14 protein-coding genes are annotated in these 15,514 nt (G+C 60.8%); all 14 read left to right on the top strand.

Translation table 11 applies throughout. The features are described 5' to 3' along the window. The first annotated feature begins 1 nt into the window (after position 1). A complete protein-coding gene (locus KIT08_09280) occupies positions 2–1,219 on the top strand; it encodes a DUF2029 domain-containing protein (GenBank protein ID UYN89278.1) in 1,218 nt (405 codons plus the stop codon). Continuing rightward, positions 1,216–3,174, top strand: coding sequence for a glycosyltransferase family 39 protein (locus tag KIT08_09285; GenBank protein ID UYN89279.1), 1,959 nt, complete (start codon positions 1,216–1,218; stop codon positions 3,172–3,174). The genes KIT08_09280 and KIT08_09285 overlap by 4 nt, the downstream gene beginning before the upstream one ends. Beyond that, positions 3,171–4,685: a glycosyltransferase family 39 protein gene (locus tag KIT08_09290; GenBank protein ID UYN89280.1), complete on the top strand. Its 1,515-nt coding sequence runs from the start codon at positions 3,171–3,173 to the stop codon at positions 4,683–4,685. The genes KIT08_09285 and KIT08_09290 overlap by 4 nt, the downstream gene beginning before the upstream one ends. Continuing rightward, on the top strand, positions 4,657–6,126 hold the full coding sequence (locus KIT08_09295) for a hypothetical protein (GenBank protein UYN89281.1): 1,470 nt from the start codon (positions 4,657–4,659) through the stop codon (positions 6,124–6,126). Before KIT08_09290 ends, KIT08_09295 begins: the two co-directional genes overlap by 29 nt. A gap of 66 nt (positions 6,127–6,192) precedes the next feature. Beyond that, complete coding sequence (locus KIT08_09300) at positions 6,193–6,870, top strand: response regulator transcription factor (GenBank protein ID UYN89282.1); 678 nt, start codon at positions 6,193–6,195, stop codon at positions 6,868–6,870. A gap of 66 nt (positions 6,871–6,936) precedes the next feature. Continuing rightward, entirely contained in the window at positions 6,937–7,959 is a 1,023-nt protein-coding gene (locus KIT08_09305) for a sensor histidine kinase (protein UYN89283.1), read from the top strand. Between the two features lie 106 nt (positions 7,960–8,065). Further along, a complete protein-coding gene (locus KIT08_09310) occupies positions 8,066–8,206 on the top strand; it encodes a Flp family type IVb pilin (protein ID UYN89284.1) in 141 nt (46 codons plus the stop codon). A gap of 185 nt (positions 8,207–8,391) precedes the next feature. After that, the gene (gene cpaB, locus KIT08_09315; protein UYN89285.1) at positions 8,392–9,543 is read left to right on the top strand and encodes a Flp pilus assembly protein CpaB; all 1,152 of its coding nucleotides are present in this window, start codon (positions 8,392–8,394) and stop codon (positions 9,541–9,543) included. A 30-nt stretch (positions 9,544–9,573) separates the two neighbouring features. Further along, complete coding sequence (locus tag KIT08_09320) at positions 9,574–10,803, top strand: response regulator (protein ID UYN89286.1); 1,230 nt, start codon at positions 9,574–9,576, stop codon at positions 10,801–10,803. Between the two features lie 206 nt (positions 10,804–11,009). Beyond that, positions 11,010–12,266, top strand: coding sequence for a CpaF family protein (locus KIT08_09325; GenBank protein UYN90806.1), 1,257 nt, complete (start codon positions 11,010–11,012; stop codon positions 12,264–12,266). Between the two features lie 3 nt (positions 12,267–12,269). After that, positions 12,270–13,238, top strand: coding sequence for a type II secretion system F family protein (locus KIT08_09330; GenBank protein UYN89287.1), 969 nt, complete (start codon positions 12,270–12,272; stop codon positions 13,236–13,238). Between the two features lie 2 nt (positions 13,239–13,240). Next, the gene (locus KIT08_09335; protein UYN89288.1) at positions 13,241–14,182 is read left to right on the top strand and encodes a type II secretion system F family protein; all 942 of its coding nucleotides are present in this window, start codon (positions 13,241–13,243) and stop codon (positions 14,180–14,182) included. A gap of 117 nt (positions 14,183–14,299) precedes the next feature. Continuing rightward, entirely contained in the window at positions 14,300–14,872 is a 573-nt protein-coding gene (locus tag KIT08_09340; protein UYN89289.1) for a ComF family protein, read from the top strand. Positions 14,873–14,949: 77 nt separating this feature from the next. Beyond that, entirely contained in the window at positions 14,950–15,510 is a 561-nt protein-coding gene (gene raiA, locus KIT08_09345; protein ID UYN89290.1) for a ribosome-associated translation inhibitor RaiA, read from the top strand. Positions 15,511–15,514 lie beyond the last annotated feature (4 nt).

Here is a 15,514-nt window from a genome sequence, read left to right on the forward strand (position 1 = left end):
CATGCGCACTGCCTGGCCGCGCATTGTATTGAGTGTTGCTGTGCTGGCCGTATTGGCAACTGCCCTGACGGCGGTGAACCTGCGTTTCACGCGGGTGAGCCCGGGCGGCAATGACTTTCTGCCGCGCTGGGTAGGCACGCGATTGTTCATCTCGGAACGACACAGCCCATACAGCGCCGAGACCACCGCGGCCATTCAGGACCGCATGTACGGCCGTTCAGCCGAAGAGGGCGAGGACGCGGCCTTGTTTGCGTACCCCTTCTATTCCATGCTGGTGTTTGCACCCTTCGCCATGGTGGAGGACTACCCGTTGGCGCGGGCGTTGTGGATTACTGCCCAGGAGATCGCCGTGGCGGCCACGGTGCTGGCCGCGCTGGGGTTTAGCGGCTGGCGACCCGGCCGCTGGCCTCTGGTGGCGCTGCTGCTATTCGCCTTTACCTGGTTCCATAGCGCCAAGCCGCTGGTGGACGGCAATGCGGCTGTGATGGTGAGCATGTTCATGGCGCTGGGCTTGTATGCCATGCGGCGGGGGCGGGATGGTTTGGCGGGCATGGCCTTTGCGCTCAGCACAATCAAGCCGCAGATGGTGTTGCTGCCGCTGGTGTTGATCTGTGCCTGGGCGCTCTCGCACAAGCGGCGCAGCCTGCTGGTTGCATTTGGCGTGAGCCTGCTGGCGCTGCTGGCGGCTTCGTTTGCTTTGCAGCCCAGCTGGGCGGTTGAAAATGTAGCGCAGGTCTTGCTGTACGGTGGCTACAGCCCGCCGGGCACGCTAATCAGCGTCTTCAGCGCATGGTGGGGAGACACAGGACACACTGCCGGGCTGGTGGTGAGCGCATTGCTGGGTCTGTTGCTCTTCTATGAATGGGTGAGCGCGGCGGGGCAACGTTTTGACTGGCTGCTGTGGACGCTGTGCGTGACCTTGGCGCTGAGCCCGTTGGTGGGCATGCCCTCCACAAGCTCCAACCATGTGATCTTGTTGCTGGCTGTGGTGTGGCTGCTGGCCATGTGGCAACGCCGCACCGGGCAGCCGCGTGCAGTGTGGGTGCTACTGCCGATACTGTTTGTAGGCATTTGGGCTTTGTTCCTTTTCACGCTGGAGCAAGAGCAGGCCCAGTTCGGAGAGCATCTCAGCTTGTTGCTGACGGCGCCGGTCTTCCTGGCTGTCAATTTCTATTGGTTGCGCTGGTGGTTGCTGCGCCCGCAGGGAGTGAAAGCGTGAAAGCGCGCCCGCTGCTGGCTGCCGCGGTGTTGCTGTGGTTTGCCACTGGGTTGGCGTATTACTACGCCTTCCATCGCCCGTTCACGCCCGAGTTCGCGCTGCGGGCTGTGCTGGCGGCGCGTGACCTTGCGTGCACCGCGCTGCTGTTTGCAGCTGCGGGTGGCCTGGGGCTGCGCTTGCTGCCCAGCTTGCCGCTTGCGCCGCTGGCGCGGTTGGCGGTGCGGGCCGCAGCTGGCCTGGGGCTGCTGAGCCTGGCTTATCTACTGCTGGGTTCCACATTGGGCACAGGAACAGGGCTGGCCTGGTTGTTGTTGCTGGGCCTGCTGGTGTGGCTGCGCCGCGAGGTGCTGGCCTGGTGGCATGATGCGGCCGGGCTGGGAGTGCTGTGGCAAGCCAGCGGGCGGCTGGGCCGCATACTTGCTTGGCTGAGCGGCGCGGTGGTGCTGGCCGCGCTGCCGGTAGCGCTGGCACCGCCCTTGGTATTTGATGCGCTGGTCTATCACCTGACCCTGCCAAAGATCTATCTGTTGCAGGGCCAGGTGGGCTATGTGCCCGAGATCATGCACTGGGGCCAGCCGCAGTTGGTACACATGCTGGTGACCTGGGCTGGCGCGCTGGGGGTGGGGCATGGTGCACTGGTGGCGTGGGGGCTGGGCGTGCTAGCGCTGCTGGGCTTATTGGGCCATGTGGCTGAGCGCTGGGGGGCGCGGCTGGGTTGGGTGGCGGTGGCAGCGCTGTTAAGCGGCGCCTCGCTGGCTGCATCGTTGAGCTCAGCGTATATGGATTGGGCCGGAGTCTTGTTCGGCTGGGGCGTGCTCCTGTTCCTGGACCTATGGCAAGAGACGCGCCAGCCGCGTTGGCTGGTTTGGGCCGGCGTCTTTTGCGGGCTGGCATTTGGGACCAAGTACACCGCCGGCATCCTGGCTCCGTTAGGTTTACTGGCGATCATGTTCGCCGGCGGGGCAAGTTGGCGTGAAGGGTTGCGCTATCTGGCAGCTGCGCTGGCCTTGGCGTTGCCCTGGTTGGCGCGAAACTTCTTCGCCACCGGAAACCCCTTCTATCCCTTGCTGCTGCCTGGCGGCGAAATGGACGCGCTGCGGATTGCATTGGTGCAGACGGCTACGCCGCAGGGCAACTGGCTGGACGTAATATTGCTGCCCTGGCGGGCCACCTGGCTGGGCGTGGAGTACGGCCGCGTGGGCAATGCGGCCGCTTATGACGTCTCGGTGGGGCCGTTGCTGCTGCTGTTCGGCCTGCTGGCGCTGGTGCCATGGACGCGGGCGCATGCCCACCTGCGCAAGACCGCGGCCTGGTTTGCTCTGGGTGGCATGCTGGTATGGGGGCTGCTTGGCCGTGTGAACGGGCATGCCATTCACACGCATTTGTATTTCAGTCTGTTCCCCTCGTTCGCGATACTGGCGGCGTATGGCTTTGGCGCGGTGGGCGGGCTGCGCCTGGGCGCGGTGCGCCTGCCGCGCATTGCTGCCGCGCTGGCCGTGCTGGCGCTGGGGCTGAGCGCAGTGCAAAGCAGCCTGGAGCTGGCCGAGCGCGGCGTGGCTGAACTGTGGGGCGGAGGGTTGAACGAGCAAGGCTATTCGGAACGCAATCTGGGTCTGTATGCGCTGGTGATGGATGCCCTGCCGAAAGAGGGGCGCACGCTGATGCTGTGGGAGGCGCGCGGCCTGGCCTGCGCACCGTTGTGTGACCCCGACGAGGTGATCGATCGCTGGCAACACGACCTCGCACTGCTTGGTTCTCCCGAAGCGGTGATCGACAGTTGGCGCACAGCAGGCTACGAATTCGTGCTGTATTACCGCCTTGGCGCAGAGTTCGTATACAACGATGCTGAGCGCTTTCATGCGTTTGATATGGGCCAGTTGGAGGCCGCGTTGGCACAATTACCCGTAGTGCAGAATTACAACGGCGACTACGTGCTCTACGCGCTGAAGCCATGAAGACGAAGAGCTATCTCACGTTGGGGCTGGCTGGGCTGCTGGTCTTTGTGGTTGCGGCGAGCCTGCAGCGCAGCCCCGGCTATATGGATGCGGAATATTACTTGCTGACCGGGCAGCAGCTGGCCGCCGGCCGCGGCTTCACCGAGCCGGTGCTGTGGAACTATCTGGATGCGCCGGCCGGCTTGCCGCATCCATCGCACGCGTACTGGATGCCGCTGCCGTCGCTATTGGCGGCGCTGGGCGCAGCGCTGTTTGGTGAGAGCTTCAGCGCCGGGCGGGTGCTGTTCATTTTGGTCGCCGCCCTGCTGCCGCCGTTGACCGCCAAGCTGTGCATGCAGCTGACCGGGCGGCGCGGCTCGGCGCGGCTGGCGGGCGCGCTGGCTTTGTTGCCTGGTTTCTATCTGCCCTTCCTCACCACCACGGATAGCTTTGCCATTTGCATGCTCCTGGGCGCAGCCTTCTTTATATGCATGACGCGCGAGGACAAGCCTGCCTGGTGGAGTGTGATGCTGGGTGTGCTGGCTGGCCTTCTGCACTTGGCGCGCGCCGAAGGCCCGCTGTGGCTGCTGCTGGCTTTCGTCGCAGCCTGGCGGATGAAAGGCCGCGGGGCTGCCAGCCAGGCTGGGTTGGGCTATTTGCTGGTGATGCTGCCGTGGTTCGTGCGCAACTGGCTGGCCTTCAGCAGCCCGCTGGCGCACGGCGCGGGCAGCAGCCTGTGGCTAACCGAATATGACGAGCTGTTCAGCTTCCCGGCCAGCCTGCTGACCTTCGACGCGTGGGTAGCCAGCGGCATCGGCGCTATCCTGGCGGCGCGGCTTTCCGCGTTGGGCCAGAACCTGGCCAGCGCGGTGGTGGTGAGCGGGCTGGTGGCGCTGGCCCCGCTGGTGGTATGGGGTGCATGGCGCTTGCGCGGTCACTTCGCCGTACGCCTGGGCGCGGCGGCCTGGCTGGCCTTGCTGCTGGTGTTCAGTTTTGTGTTCCCGTTCTCTGGGGCGCGGGGCGGCTTCTTCCACGCTGCGGCGGTTTTGCAGCCGCTGGTGTGGGCATTGGCGGCGGCGGGTTTGCACGCGGCCTTGGAGTGGGGCAGCGCGGCGCGCGGTTGGCAGGTAACGCGGGCCGGGCACATCTTCTCGATCGGCATATTGATAGTGGCGTTGGCGCTTAGCGCGTATGCGGTGCAGCAGCGCGTGCTGGCCGGTGGTTGGGATGCGAGTGCGCAGAATGCCGCAGCTTTGCACGCACGTTTGAGTGCGCTGGGCGTGGGAGAAGATGAGATTGTCATGGTGAATAACCCGCCAGGTTTTAGCCTGGTTAGTGGCAGGCCTGCGATCGTCATCCCGCATGGCGGGCTGCAGGCCGGCATGCAGGCGGCGCGGCAATACGGCGCCAGCATCCTGTTGCTGAAGGCGGGGCAGCCCGGTTGGAGCGATATCTATGAAGCTGGACCGCTCTTGAGTAGCCTGCAATACTTGGATGAAGTGGATGGCACGCGCATCTTCCGCCTTCCGTAGGCAGGCGCTCATTCTTAGCGTGTTGGCCGCGCTGAGCATGGCGGGGTACGCCCTGTATAGCAATCTGCAACATGGGCCGGGCTTTCCCTTGGATGATGCCTGGATCCATGCGACCTATGCGCGCAATTTGGCGCAGTATGGCGAGTGGGCTTTTATCCCTGGGCAGCCTTCGAGCGCGGCGACCAGCGTCGTGTGGGTGCTGCTGCTGGCGCCGGGCGCTTGGCTTGGCCTGGCGCCGACCCTGTGGGCTTGGTTGCTGGGCTGGCTGGCGCTGTGGTTGACTGGCGTGATGGGCATGGCGGTGATTGCACAACTGGCGCCGCAGCAGGCACGCTGGGCTCCGTGGGTTGGCGCACTGCTGGTGCTTGAATACCACCTGGTGTGGGCGGCGCTGTCAGGCATGGAGACGGTGCTGTTTGCCGCGTTGTGCTTGACGGCACTACACCTGGCGCTGCGACCCGTAGCGCACGCGGTGGCTGCAGGCGCGCTGGCTGGGCTGGCCATGCTGGTGCGGCCCGAAGGGCTGACCCTGCTGGTGCCGCTGGCGGTTGCCGTGCTGGCTATGCGGCGAAACAGGTTGAGGAGCTTGCTGCAATTGGCGGTGGGCCTTCTTCTCTTTCTTGTTCCGTATTTATTTTTCAATCACAGCTTGTCTGGCACCTGGTGGCCTAGCACGCTGTATGCCAAGCAAGCCGAGTATGCGGCCTTACTGGCACAGCCCGTGTGGCTACGTTGGGCGGCGCAGGCTGCCGCACCGCTGACCGGCTTGGGCCTGGTGGCGTTGCCGGGTTTTGTGTTGCTCGTAGTGGATGCGATCAGGCAGCGTACCTGGCTGCGACTGGCCTGGGTAGCCTGGGTGTTGGGCTTCCTGCTCTTGTTTGCGCTGCGCCTGCCGGTGGTGTACCAGTACGGCCGCTACGCCATGCCGGTGTTGCCCGTCTACCTTGTGCTGTCGGTGGCCGGAGCGGCCAGCGCGCTGACACATATGCGCAACCCAGCCTGGCGGCGCAGGCTGGCCGCCGCGTGGCTGGCAAGCGCGGCCCTGGTGGCGGTAGCCTTCTACGCGCTGGGGGCGCGAGCCTTCCAGCGCGATGTTGCCTTCATCGAAACCCAGATGGTGGCCACGGCCCGCTGGGTGGCGGCCAACACCGCCACCGACGCGCGCCTGGCCGCGCATGATATTGGCGCGCTGGGCTACTTTGCGCCGCGGCTTTTGATGGACCTGGCTGGCCTCGTTACGCCAGAGCTTGTGCCGTTCATGCAGGATGAGACCCAACTGGCCGCTTATCTTGATCAGGCCGGCGTGGAGTATCTGGTGGCGTTCCCTCACTGGTACGACCAACTTCCCGCAGGGCAGGAACTGTTGTATCGAGCGCAAGCCTATGCAGATGAAGCTGGGTTGGGGCGGCTGAGCGTCTACCGTTGGGTTGGAGCGCCTTAAGGCTGCAAATCATGCCTATGCTATACTGCGCTTGAATCGATACTTGTGAGCGAACGAAACAGCACAATGTCAAAAATCAATGTCGTGGTTGTTGAAGACCATCCCATCTTCCGGCAGGGGCTTATCGATTCTTTCTCGCTTGAGAAGGACCTGCATGTGATTGGGCAAGCCGCCGAGGGCCACGAAGGGCTGACGCTCATCAAGAAGCTGATGCCGGATGTGGCGGTGTTGGATGTAAACCTGCCCAACATCAACGGCCAGCAACTGACCCGCCAACTCAAAGGTGATAAGAAAGTCAGCACGCGCGTGGTTCTGCTTACCGCCTATGACGACAGCTCACAGGTCATTCATGCCATGGCGGCAGGGGCGGCGGCCTACTGCGTCAAGGATATTGACCCGGCCAAACTGGTCGAGATCGTACGGGCGGTGGCCAACGGCAGCTTCGTGGTGGGCGAGCAGGTGATGGACCAGGGCGCGTTGCAGCGCTGGCTGGGGGAACGCAGCGAAGTCTCCGGCCGCGCCTATAGCGACCCGGGCGATCCGTTCGAGCCGCTCTCCAGCCGGGAGATGGAAGTCTTGGAATGCGTGACGCGAGGCATGAGCAACAAGGAGATCGCCACTCATCTGGATATCAGCCACCAGACCGTCAAGAACCATGTGACCGCGGTATTGCGCAAACTGAATGTAGAGGACCGCACGCAGGCCGCCGTGTACGCACTGCGGCGTGGCTGGGTAAGATTGTAGGCATGAAGACCTCACCCTGGAGCGAGTGTGGCCATATCTGAGAAAGATGGAGCGTTTGCAGGCTCCATGAGCAGCGGCTCTGCCATGGAAGAGCTGGACCTGGAGATCACCCAGACCCAGCGCGAGCTGGCTGAGATCGACCTGCTTCTGACGCAAAGCAAGGGCGAGCTGGACAAGCTCACCCAGCGCAACGCCACCATCACAGCCCACCTGCAACAGATCCAGAACCAGATCGATGATGTGCCCGCGCCGGATATCCGCGTGGCATACGATGCCGCGCTGGAGGCGCAGCAGCGCCTGGTGGTGATGCGCGGCCAGTTTGAAAAATTACACAGCGACAAAGCGCGCCTGGAACGCCAGTTACAGGTGCTGAAGAAGGTCAAGGACACCGGCGCTACAGAAACCAAGCCGCAGGAGAGCGCACGCAATACCCAAAGCTCGATCGAAGTCATGATCCAGGCGCAGGAGCAGGAGCGCCAGCGCCTGTCACGCCAGATGCATGATGGGCCGGCTCAGGCGCTCTCTAACTTCATTTTGCAGACTGAGATCGCGCTGCGCTTGTTCGAGGTGGACCAGGAACAGGCCCGCCAGGAGCTCAACAGCCTGAAGTCGGCTGCCTCCAGCACCTTCCAAAAGGTGCGCGACTTTATTTTTGACCTACGCCCGATGATGCTGGATGATCTGGGTCTGGTTCCGACGATCAAGCGCTATGCGGATTATTTGGCTGAGAAGCTGGGTACGGAGATTGCGGTGAGCGTCACCGGGTCTGAGCGCCGCCTGGAGCCCTATATTGAAGTCGTCGTGTTCCGCGCTGTGCAGGAGTTGCTGAGCAACAATGCCCTGCACAGCCAGGCCACCAGCATCAAAGTTCAGTTGGACATTAGCCAGCACCAGGTGCGTGCAAGTGTTGAAGACAACGGCCGCGGTTTTGACGCCCATGCCGTGCCGGCGGAGGCTGAACTGACGCTAAAAGCCATCCGTGAGCGTATGGATCTGTTGGGTGGCACTTTTGACATGGATAGCGCCCCAGGGCAGGGTGCCCGCTTTGCTTTTGTAGTGCCGGCTGAGGCCAAGGCGCCCGTTCCTTAGAAAAAGCGCATTAGTACTCAAATTCTATTGCGTAAAAAAGCCCTCATTTCTATAATTTATTCACCCTGCATTGGCAGGGTAGCTGTGAGGAAAGGAGGAACTCCTAATGTTCAACTCTCAAAAGGGTCAAGGGCTCGTAGAATACGCGCTGATCTTGGTGCTGGTCGCCATTGTGGTCATCGTGATCGTGTCCCTGCTCGGCGGATCTATTGGTAACGTATTCAGCAACATCATCTCCAACATCTAATCGTTTCGGAGACCTTTCATTTGTAATGCAGCCCTGGCGATTGCCAGGGCTGCATTCGTCTCTCGCCCATGGCGCGGCTTAAATGCATAGCCCCAGGGCGGGATTGGCAAATTGGCTTGTTATCATGTAGACTACTTCTGCGCCTGGCCTGCGGGCTTATTTAGAGGCGGCGAAAGGGTTTAACTATGCGTGTAGGAAGACTGTTGATCGTGCTGGCCATCCTGGTGATCCTGGCTTTGGTGGCACTATATGCAGTACTGAATCTGGATAACGCCAACGGCGGCCAGGAGCAACCTGCCAGCACCGTAGACATTGTCATCGTCGTGCAGCCCATCGCCCGCGGCGCACTGATCACGGCCGAGCACCTGGGCCTGCTGGCTTATCCGGCTGACCAGACCATTGAAGGTATGTTCACCAGCATTACGGATGTGGCCGGCCGCCGTTCGCGCTATGACCTGACACCCGGCACGCCGCTCAACGCCAGTATGCTGGCTGAGGACAATGAAGTGGTGGAGGCGGGCGGCTCTGACACTGCGCTGCTCATCCCTTCGGGCATGGTGGCTTTCCCGATCCCGATCGATCGCTTCTCCAGCCTCGCCTATGGTTTGCGGGCCGGCGACCACGTCAACGTGATCGCCACCCTGCTGCTGGTTGAACTGGATCAGTCTTTTCAGACTCAGACGCCAAACAACACGGCGGGAATTATTGAGCCGGGCAGTGCATTGGTGACCGGTGGGCAAAACACTGGCGAAGAAGCCAGCTCGAGCCTGCAGGTTGATGAACTGCTTAATGTTTTGACGGCACAGGTTGTGAATGGCGGTCCCAGCGCACAATTGGGTACCGGCTTTGTGGATGAACAGACTGGTCAGCCCTTCTATTCGGTACCCTCTGAGCCGCAGCGTCCGCGCTTGGTAAGCCAAACCCTGTTGCAGGACATTGTGGTCCTTCATGTGGGCAATCATCTGTATACGGATAGCGCTGGCAATGAAGTTGAGCAGCCAACTACCACGACTATTGACCCTAATACTGGCGCCGAAGTTGAAGTGCCGGCCGCGGCGGCCCCGCCTGACATCATTACATTGGTCGTTACGCCTCAGGATGCGGTGACCTTGAACTATCTGATTTACACCGGCGCCCAACTGAACCTGGCGCTGCGAGCAACGGGCGATGACAGCCTAATCACCACGGAGGCTGTAACACTAGAATTCCTGTTGAATACCTACAATATTCCTGTGCCCACCAAGCTGCCCTTTGGGTTGAGCCCGCGTATTGATTTGCTAATTTCACCCTCCCAGCAAGACGAGCGGCAACAGCAAACTCTGCCTGCTCAGCCCTAACGCTAGGCAGAGGCATGTAGGACAAAAAGGATGGCTGAAGAAAAAATACGCGTCCTTATTGTGGATGATGTCGCCGAGACACGCGAGAACATTCGCAAACTTTTGCAGTTCGATGCTCAGATCGAAGTGGTTGGTGCCTCGCGCAACGGGCTTGAAGGCGTAGACCTGGCGATCGAAACCCAGCCGGATGTTGTGTTGATGGATATCAACATGCCGGATATGGACGGCATCAGTGCCACAGAAGCCATTCGCAAAAAAGTCCCGCATACCCAGATCGTCATCTTGTCGGTGCAGGGTGATTCCAACTATATGCGCCGCGCCATGCTGGCCGGGGCGCGTGACTTCCTCACCAAGCCGATAGATGTAGACGAGCTCACCGCCGCCATCCGCCGCGCCGGCCGGGTGGCCTGGAACGAGAAAGAGAAGCTCACTTCGAGCGGCTTCAGTGGACAGGCGGGCGGTGCGGGCGGCAGCGGCACGCTGCTACCGGGCGACCAGGGCCATGTCATCACCGTATTCAGCCCCAAGGGTGGCACCGGCAAAACCACGCTGACGGCCAATCTGGCGGTGAGCATGCGCCAGCAGGGTCAGACAGTGGTGGCGGTTGACGGCAATCTGCAGTTTGGCGATCTCTCGTTCTTTTTCAATGAACAGGGACGTAACAATGTGGCTGACCTGGCGCCGCGTGCCGATGAGCTGGACCGCGAAGTGGTCAGCGAGGTGCTGGTGCACCATGAGGCATCCGGCGTGCACATTCTGGCCGCGCCCATGCGCCCTGAGCAAGCGGACGCCGTGGGCGGCGAACAGTTTGGAGCGGTGGTGAGCTACCTGAGCCGCATGTACCCGTATGTCCTGGTGGACACCGGCTCGACATTAAATGACCTGACCTTGGCTGCCCTGGATGCAGCCAGCATGGTGGTGCTCTTGATCACTCAAGACATACCTTCCATCAAGAACGCGCGGCTCTTCCTTGACCTGGCCGAGGGGCTGGGAATTTCCAAGGACCAGATCGTTCTGGTGATGAATCGCTTTGATAAACGCCGTAGCATTACGGCAGAGCGCGTGCGTGATAACTTCAAAAAAGAAGTGGCTGCGATCATCCCCCTGGAAGAAAAGATCGTGGTGCCCGCCATGGACCGTGGCGAACCCTTCGTGCTGCGCAACAGCAGTACTCCCGTAGCAAAGGCTGTTGCCGATCTGGCCAGCATGCTGGTGACCAGGCTGAAAGCGAAAGTGCCCAACCAGCTTGAGGTTGGCTAGGTAGGCAGGAGAACTGAAGCATGTCCTTGATGAGACGTTTGGAGCGCGGCCAGTCTGCAGAAGAAGCGCAGCGCCAAGCCCCTGCCGCACCCCCTGAGAAAAAAGACCCCACAGGTGATCTGGGCGGTAACCAGGCGCGCCCGAGCAACCTGCGCGCCCGTCGCATTAGCCAACCGGCCGCGGCCGGAGGCGGCCGCGGCAGCTACATGGACCTCAAGACGCGTGTGCAAAACAAGCTGCTGTCCGAGCTGGACCCCACGCTGGATATCAAACGTGATGAGGTGCGGCGCACGATCCAGGAACTCTTTGAGCAGATCCTGCTGGAAGAGAACACGGTGCTGTCACGCCCCGAACGCCAGCGCCTGTTCGAGCAGATCGTTGCCGAAATTCTTGGCTTTGGCCCGTTGCAGCCTCTGCTGGATGACCGCAGCGTGACCGAAATCATGGTGAACGGCTACAAGAATGTGTATGTGGAGCGCGCCGGTAAGCTGCATCGCACCCCGATCACTTTCGAAAGTGATGAGCATGTCATGCGCATCATTGACCGCATTGTGGCGCCGCTGGGGCGCCGTGTTGACGAAGCCAGCCCGTATGTGGACGCGCGTCTACCCGACGGCTCGCGTGTGAACGCGGTTATCCCGCCGATCTCGCTGGTGGGGCCGACGCTGACAATCCGTATGTTCTCCAAGGATCCCATTACGGTGGACCAATTGATAGAGTACGGCTCGCTGACGTCTGAGTCAGTCATTTTTTTGAAGGCATGTGTGGAAGCCAACCTCAATATTGTGATCTCCGGAGGTACCGGTTCCGGTAAAACTACGTTGTTGAACGTGCTTTCAAGCTTTGTCCCCAGCGACCAGCGCATTGTAACGATCGAAAACGCGGCAGAGCTTCAGCTGCGCCAGGAACATGTGGTGACGCTGGAAACGCGCCCAGCCAACATTGAAGGTAAGGGCGAGATCAACGCCCAGCAACTGGTGGTGAATGCCTTGCGTATGCGCCCCGACCGCATCATTGTGGGTGAGATTCGCGCCGGCGAGGCGCTCGACATGCTGCAGGCCATGAACACCGGCCATGAAGGCTCAATGACCACGGCGCATGCCAACGGGCCGCGCGACACCATCTCGCGCATCGAAACGATGACGCTGATGGCGGGCTATGACCTGCCGGTGCGCGCCATTCGTGAGCAGATCTCATCGGCGATTGACCTGGTGGTGCATGTGGACCGCCAGCGGGATGGCACCCGTAAGGTGGTCAACATCACCGAAGTGGTGGGCATGGAGGGCGATGTGATCACCCTGACTGACATCTTCCAGTTCGAGCAGAGCGGCTTTGAAGAGGGCAAGGTGATCGGCCAATTGCGCTCCACCGGGCTGCGTCCTAATTTCATGAGCCGCATCGAAGACGCTGGTATTCACCTGCCACCGAGCATCTTTGGTATCGGCCAGCGTCCACGGTACTAGCCCATGCCTGTTTGGATCCTTTGGTCTGGAATTGCTGTAGCGGTCACCCTATTTATTATTGGGCTGGTGGTCACGCTGCGCAGCGAACGCTCGCTGGTGGACAAGCGTTTGGAAGGCTACCTGGCTGAGAAAGAGATCAAGCTTGAGCAGGCTGAGCTTGGCCAGGGCAAGAATTCGATTCTGACGAATTGGCTCAATGAACGCGTCGCCACAACCAGCTATGGCGACAATATCTCGCGTGAACTTGCGCGGGCGGACATTAAACTCAAGTCTGGCGAGTACATAATCCTGATGATGTTCTCGAGCGTTTTTACGGCGCTGTTCTCTTTCTTCTTCTTTGACGGCTCGTGGCTGTTCGCCATTTTCGGCCTGATCTTTGGCCTGTTCATTCCGCGCATTTTTGTGGGCCTCCGGCAGGCCAAGCGTCTGCAAAAGTTCAATGACCAACTGCCGGATATGCTCAACTTGATGGTCAATGGTTTGCGCACCGGCTTCTCTGCCTTGCAGGCCATGGAGGCGGTGAGCCGTGAGTTGCCGGCCCCGATCAGCGATGAGTTCCGCCGTGTGGTGCAGGAGATGCAGCTGGGCGTTTCGATGGAAACGGCATTGGAGAACCTGCAGCGCCGCATCGCCAGTGAGGACTTGGATCTGGCGGTCACCGCCATCAACATCCAGCGAGAAGTGGGTGGCAACCTAGCCGAAATTCTGGACACCATCTCGCATACCGTGCGCGAGCGTATTCGTATCCAGGGTGAAATGCGGGCGATCACTGCGCAGGTCAAATATTCTGGCCGCTTCCTGGCGCTGATGCCGGTGGGGTTGGGCCTGGCGTTGTGGGGCCTGAACCGTGAATACATGATGGAATTCTTTCAGGAGCCGGTGTTGTGCGGCTATCTGATGCTGGGTGTATCCGGCATCATGCTCGTCATCGGCTACTTCGTTCTCGATAAAGTGGGTACGGTAGAGATCTAGCCATGATGTGGATCGCGCTGTCACTCCTGTTCATTGTCATCGTTGGCGCCATCACCCTGGTGGTATTGGGCCTGCGCGAAAGCCGCGGGGGCGACACACTCTCGCGCCGACTGGCAGAGTATGCCGAGCGCGGCGAGATCACCAGCCTGGAGGAGATCGAGCTCTCGCAGCCATTCATGGAACGCGTGGTGTACCCGGCCGCCCAGCGTTTTGGCGAACTGGCCCAGCGTTTTACTCCGCAAAATGCGATTACCGAGACACGCCGCCAACTGGACATGGCCGGCACTCCGCGTTGGCTGGAGCCAACCGTGTTCCTGGCTTCGCGCCTGATCTTTGGCCTCGGCTTAGGCGCTCTGATGTTCTTTGTATTTTCGCTTTCGCCCACTACTTCGCCGTTTGCGTTGACTTCCATGCTTATTACCGGCGGGTCGATATTCATTGGCTTCTTTTTGCCAAACATGCTGCTCAACCGCAGTGTGCGCCGCCGCCAATCTGAAGTCACCAAAGCCATGCCAGATGCGATGGACCTGCTGACCATCTGCGTAGAAGCCGGCCTGGGCTTTGACGCCGCCATGCGCAAGGTGGTGGAGAAGTGGGACAACGACCTGGCGCGTGCGTTTGGCCGCGTGCTACAGGAGATCCAGCTGGGCAAGCTGCGCCGCGAAGCGCTGCGAGACATGTCTGCCCGCCTGGGTGTGGATGAGATCAACACCTTTGTGGCAGCAGTGATCCAAAGCGAGCAGTTGGGTGTCAGCATGGCACGCGTGTTGCGTGTGCAGTCAGACGCCATGCGCGTCAAGCGCCGCCAGCGGGCGGAAGAGAATGCCCAGAAGGCGCCGGTGAAAATGCTGTTGCCCATGGCGTTTCTGATCTTCCCGACCATCATGATCATTCTGCTTGGGCCAGCTGTCCTGCAGATCATGCGCTCGGGCGCGTTCTTCTAGCTGATGCTTCACCGAATAGGGGCTGCTGCCACGGGCTGGCTGTTTCCGGCCCGCTGCGCGGGTTGCGGCAGCTTGGGCGCGGTGTGGTGCGCTGAGTGTAAAGCACAGACTGCAGTCTTGCATCCTCCGCTATGCGGCCACTGCGGCTATCCACTGCCTGACCCGCAGGCCGAGTGCCCAGCCTGCCAGGGACGCCATTTTGCTTTCACACAGGCGCGTGCTTGGGGCGCCTATGCTGGGCCGTTGCGTAAGGCCATTTTGAAGCTCAAGCACAAACGCAATCGCGAGCTGGGTCTTGTGCTCAGCCAGCATATGGCTGAGGTGTTACCGCCCCGTTGGGGTGCCGAGCTTATAGTGCCTGTACCACTCAGCGCGCGGCGCTTGGCGCAGCGCGGCTACAATCCGGTGGACCTGCTCGCCGGGCCGTTGGCAAACCAGCTCGGTCTGCCCCTGGCGGCAGATGCTCTGCAGCGGCAGCGTGACACGCGACCGCAAATGGATTTGCAGGTCGAGCAGCGTTGGGCCAATGTGCATGGCGCGTTTGTGGGCCAGGCCGCGGCCGCTGGCTGCCGCGTGCTGCTAGTGGACGACATCATCACGACGGGCGCAACCGTACACGCCGCCGCACGCGCCCTAAGGGCGGCTGGAGCTACGTCTGTGTATGTCCTTGCGCTGGCAAGAACCTTGTGACAATTGCACTTTGTTGGCGCCAGCCCCGTTTTGGTACACTAGTTTTAGAGAATTCCAACCACTCCCTGGAGGCTGCCGTGCTAAACGTAGAACTCTTCGGCCATGATCTGAATATTGATGATGCCTTGAACGAATATGTGGAATCGCGGGCTGCCAAGCTTGACCGCTACATTGATCTGGAGGAAGCGCGGATTGACCTGAGCCACCGTCCTTCGGCGCGTGAGGCGGCACACCGTTACAAAGCACAGATCACCCTGCGCGGCAAGAAGTTTGTGCTGCGTTCGGAAGATAAGAGCGACCAGATCCAAACCGCGTTTGATTCCGCATTGGAACGCATCCAGCGCCAGATCGAGCGCTACAAGGGCAAGCACTACCGCGGCAAGGGTGACGGCGCCTCGCTTAGTGATGAGGCTAGAGCAGAAGTGGAAGCCTTGTATGAGGAAGAAGCTGAAGAGCAGGTGGTGCGCCGCAAGAAATTCCTTCTGCATCCCATGACGGAGGCAGAAGCGATCGAGCAGATGCGCCTGCTGGGTCATCAGAATTTCTTTATTTTCTATGACATGGAGGCCAGCAGCGTGAGCGTGTTGTACCGCCGCGGTGATGGTGACTATGGCCTTATCAATACGGAGCTGGCCTAAGACG

This window comes from Anaerolineales bacterium (assembly GCA_025808555.1).
Taxonomy (GTDB): Bacteria; Chloroflexota; Anaerolineae; order Anaerolineales; family UBA11579; genus JAMCZK01.

Bases quoted from the DNA above. Each gene is read 5' to 3' on its own strand.
- KIT08_09290 (UYN89280.1), top strand. From the start codon at position 3,171: ATGAAGACGAAGAGCTATCTCACGTTGGGGCTGGCTGGGCTGCTGGTC.
- KIT08_09330 (UYN89287.1), top strand. From the start codon at position 12,270: ATGCCTGTTTGGATCCTTTGGTCTGGAATTGCTGTAGCGGTCACCCTA.
- cpaB (UYN89285.1), top strand. From the start codon at position 8,392: ATGCGTGTAGGAAGACTGTTGATCGTGCTGGCCATCCTGGTGATCCTG.
- KIT08_09295 (UYN89281.1), top strand. From the start codon at position 4,657: ATGGCACGCGCATCTTCCGCCTTCCGTAGGCAGGCGCTCATTCTTAGC.
- KIT08_09300 (UYN89282.1), top strand. From the start codon at position 6,193: ATGTCAAAAATCAATGTCGTGGTTGTTGAAGACCATCCCATCTTCCGG.
- KIT08_09280 (UYN89278.1), top strand. From the start codon at position 2: ATGCGCACTGCCTGGCCGCGCATTGTATTGAGTGTTGCTGTGCTGGCC.
- KIT08_09335 (UYN89288.1), top strand. From the start codon at position 13,241: ATGATGTGGATCGCGCTGTCACTCCTGTTCATTGTCATCGTTGGCGCC.
- KIT08_09310 (UYN89284.1), top strand. From the start codon at position 8,066: ATGTTCAACTCTCAAAAGGGTCAAGGGCTCGTAGAATACGCGCTGATC.
- KIT08_09320 (UYN89286.1), top strand. From the start codon at position 9,574: ATGGCTGAAGAAAAAATACGCGTCCTTATTGTGGATGATGTCGCCGAG.
- KIT08_09305 (UYN89283.1), top strand. From the start codon at position 6,937: ATGAGCAGCGGCTCTGCCATGGAAGAGCTGGACCTGGAGATCACCCAG.
- KIT08_09325 (UYN90806.1), top strand. From the start codon at position 11,010: ATGGACCTCAAGACGCGTGTGCAAAACAAGCTGCTGTCCGAGCTGGAC.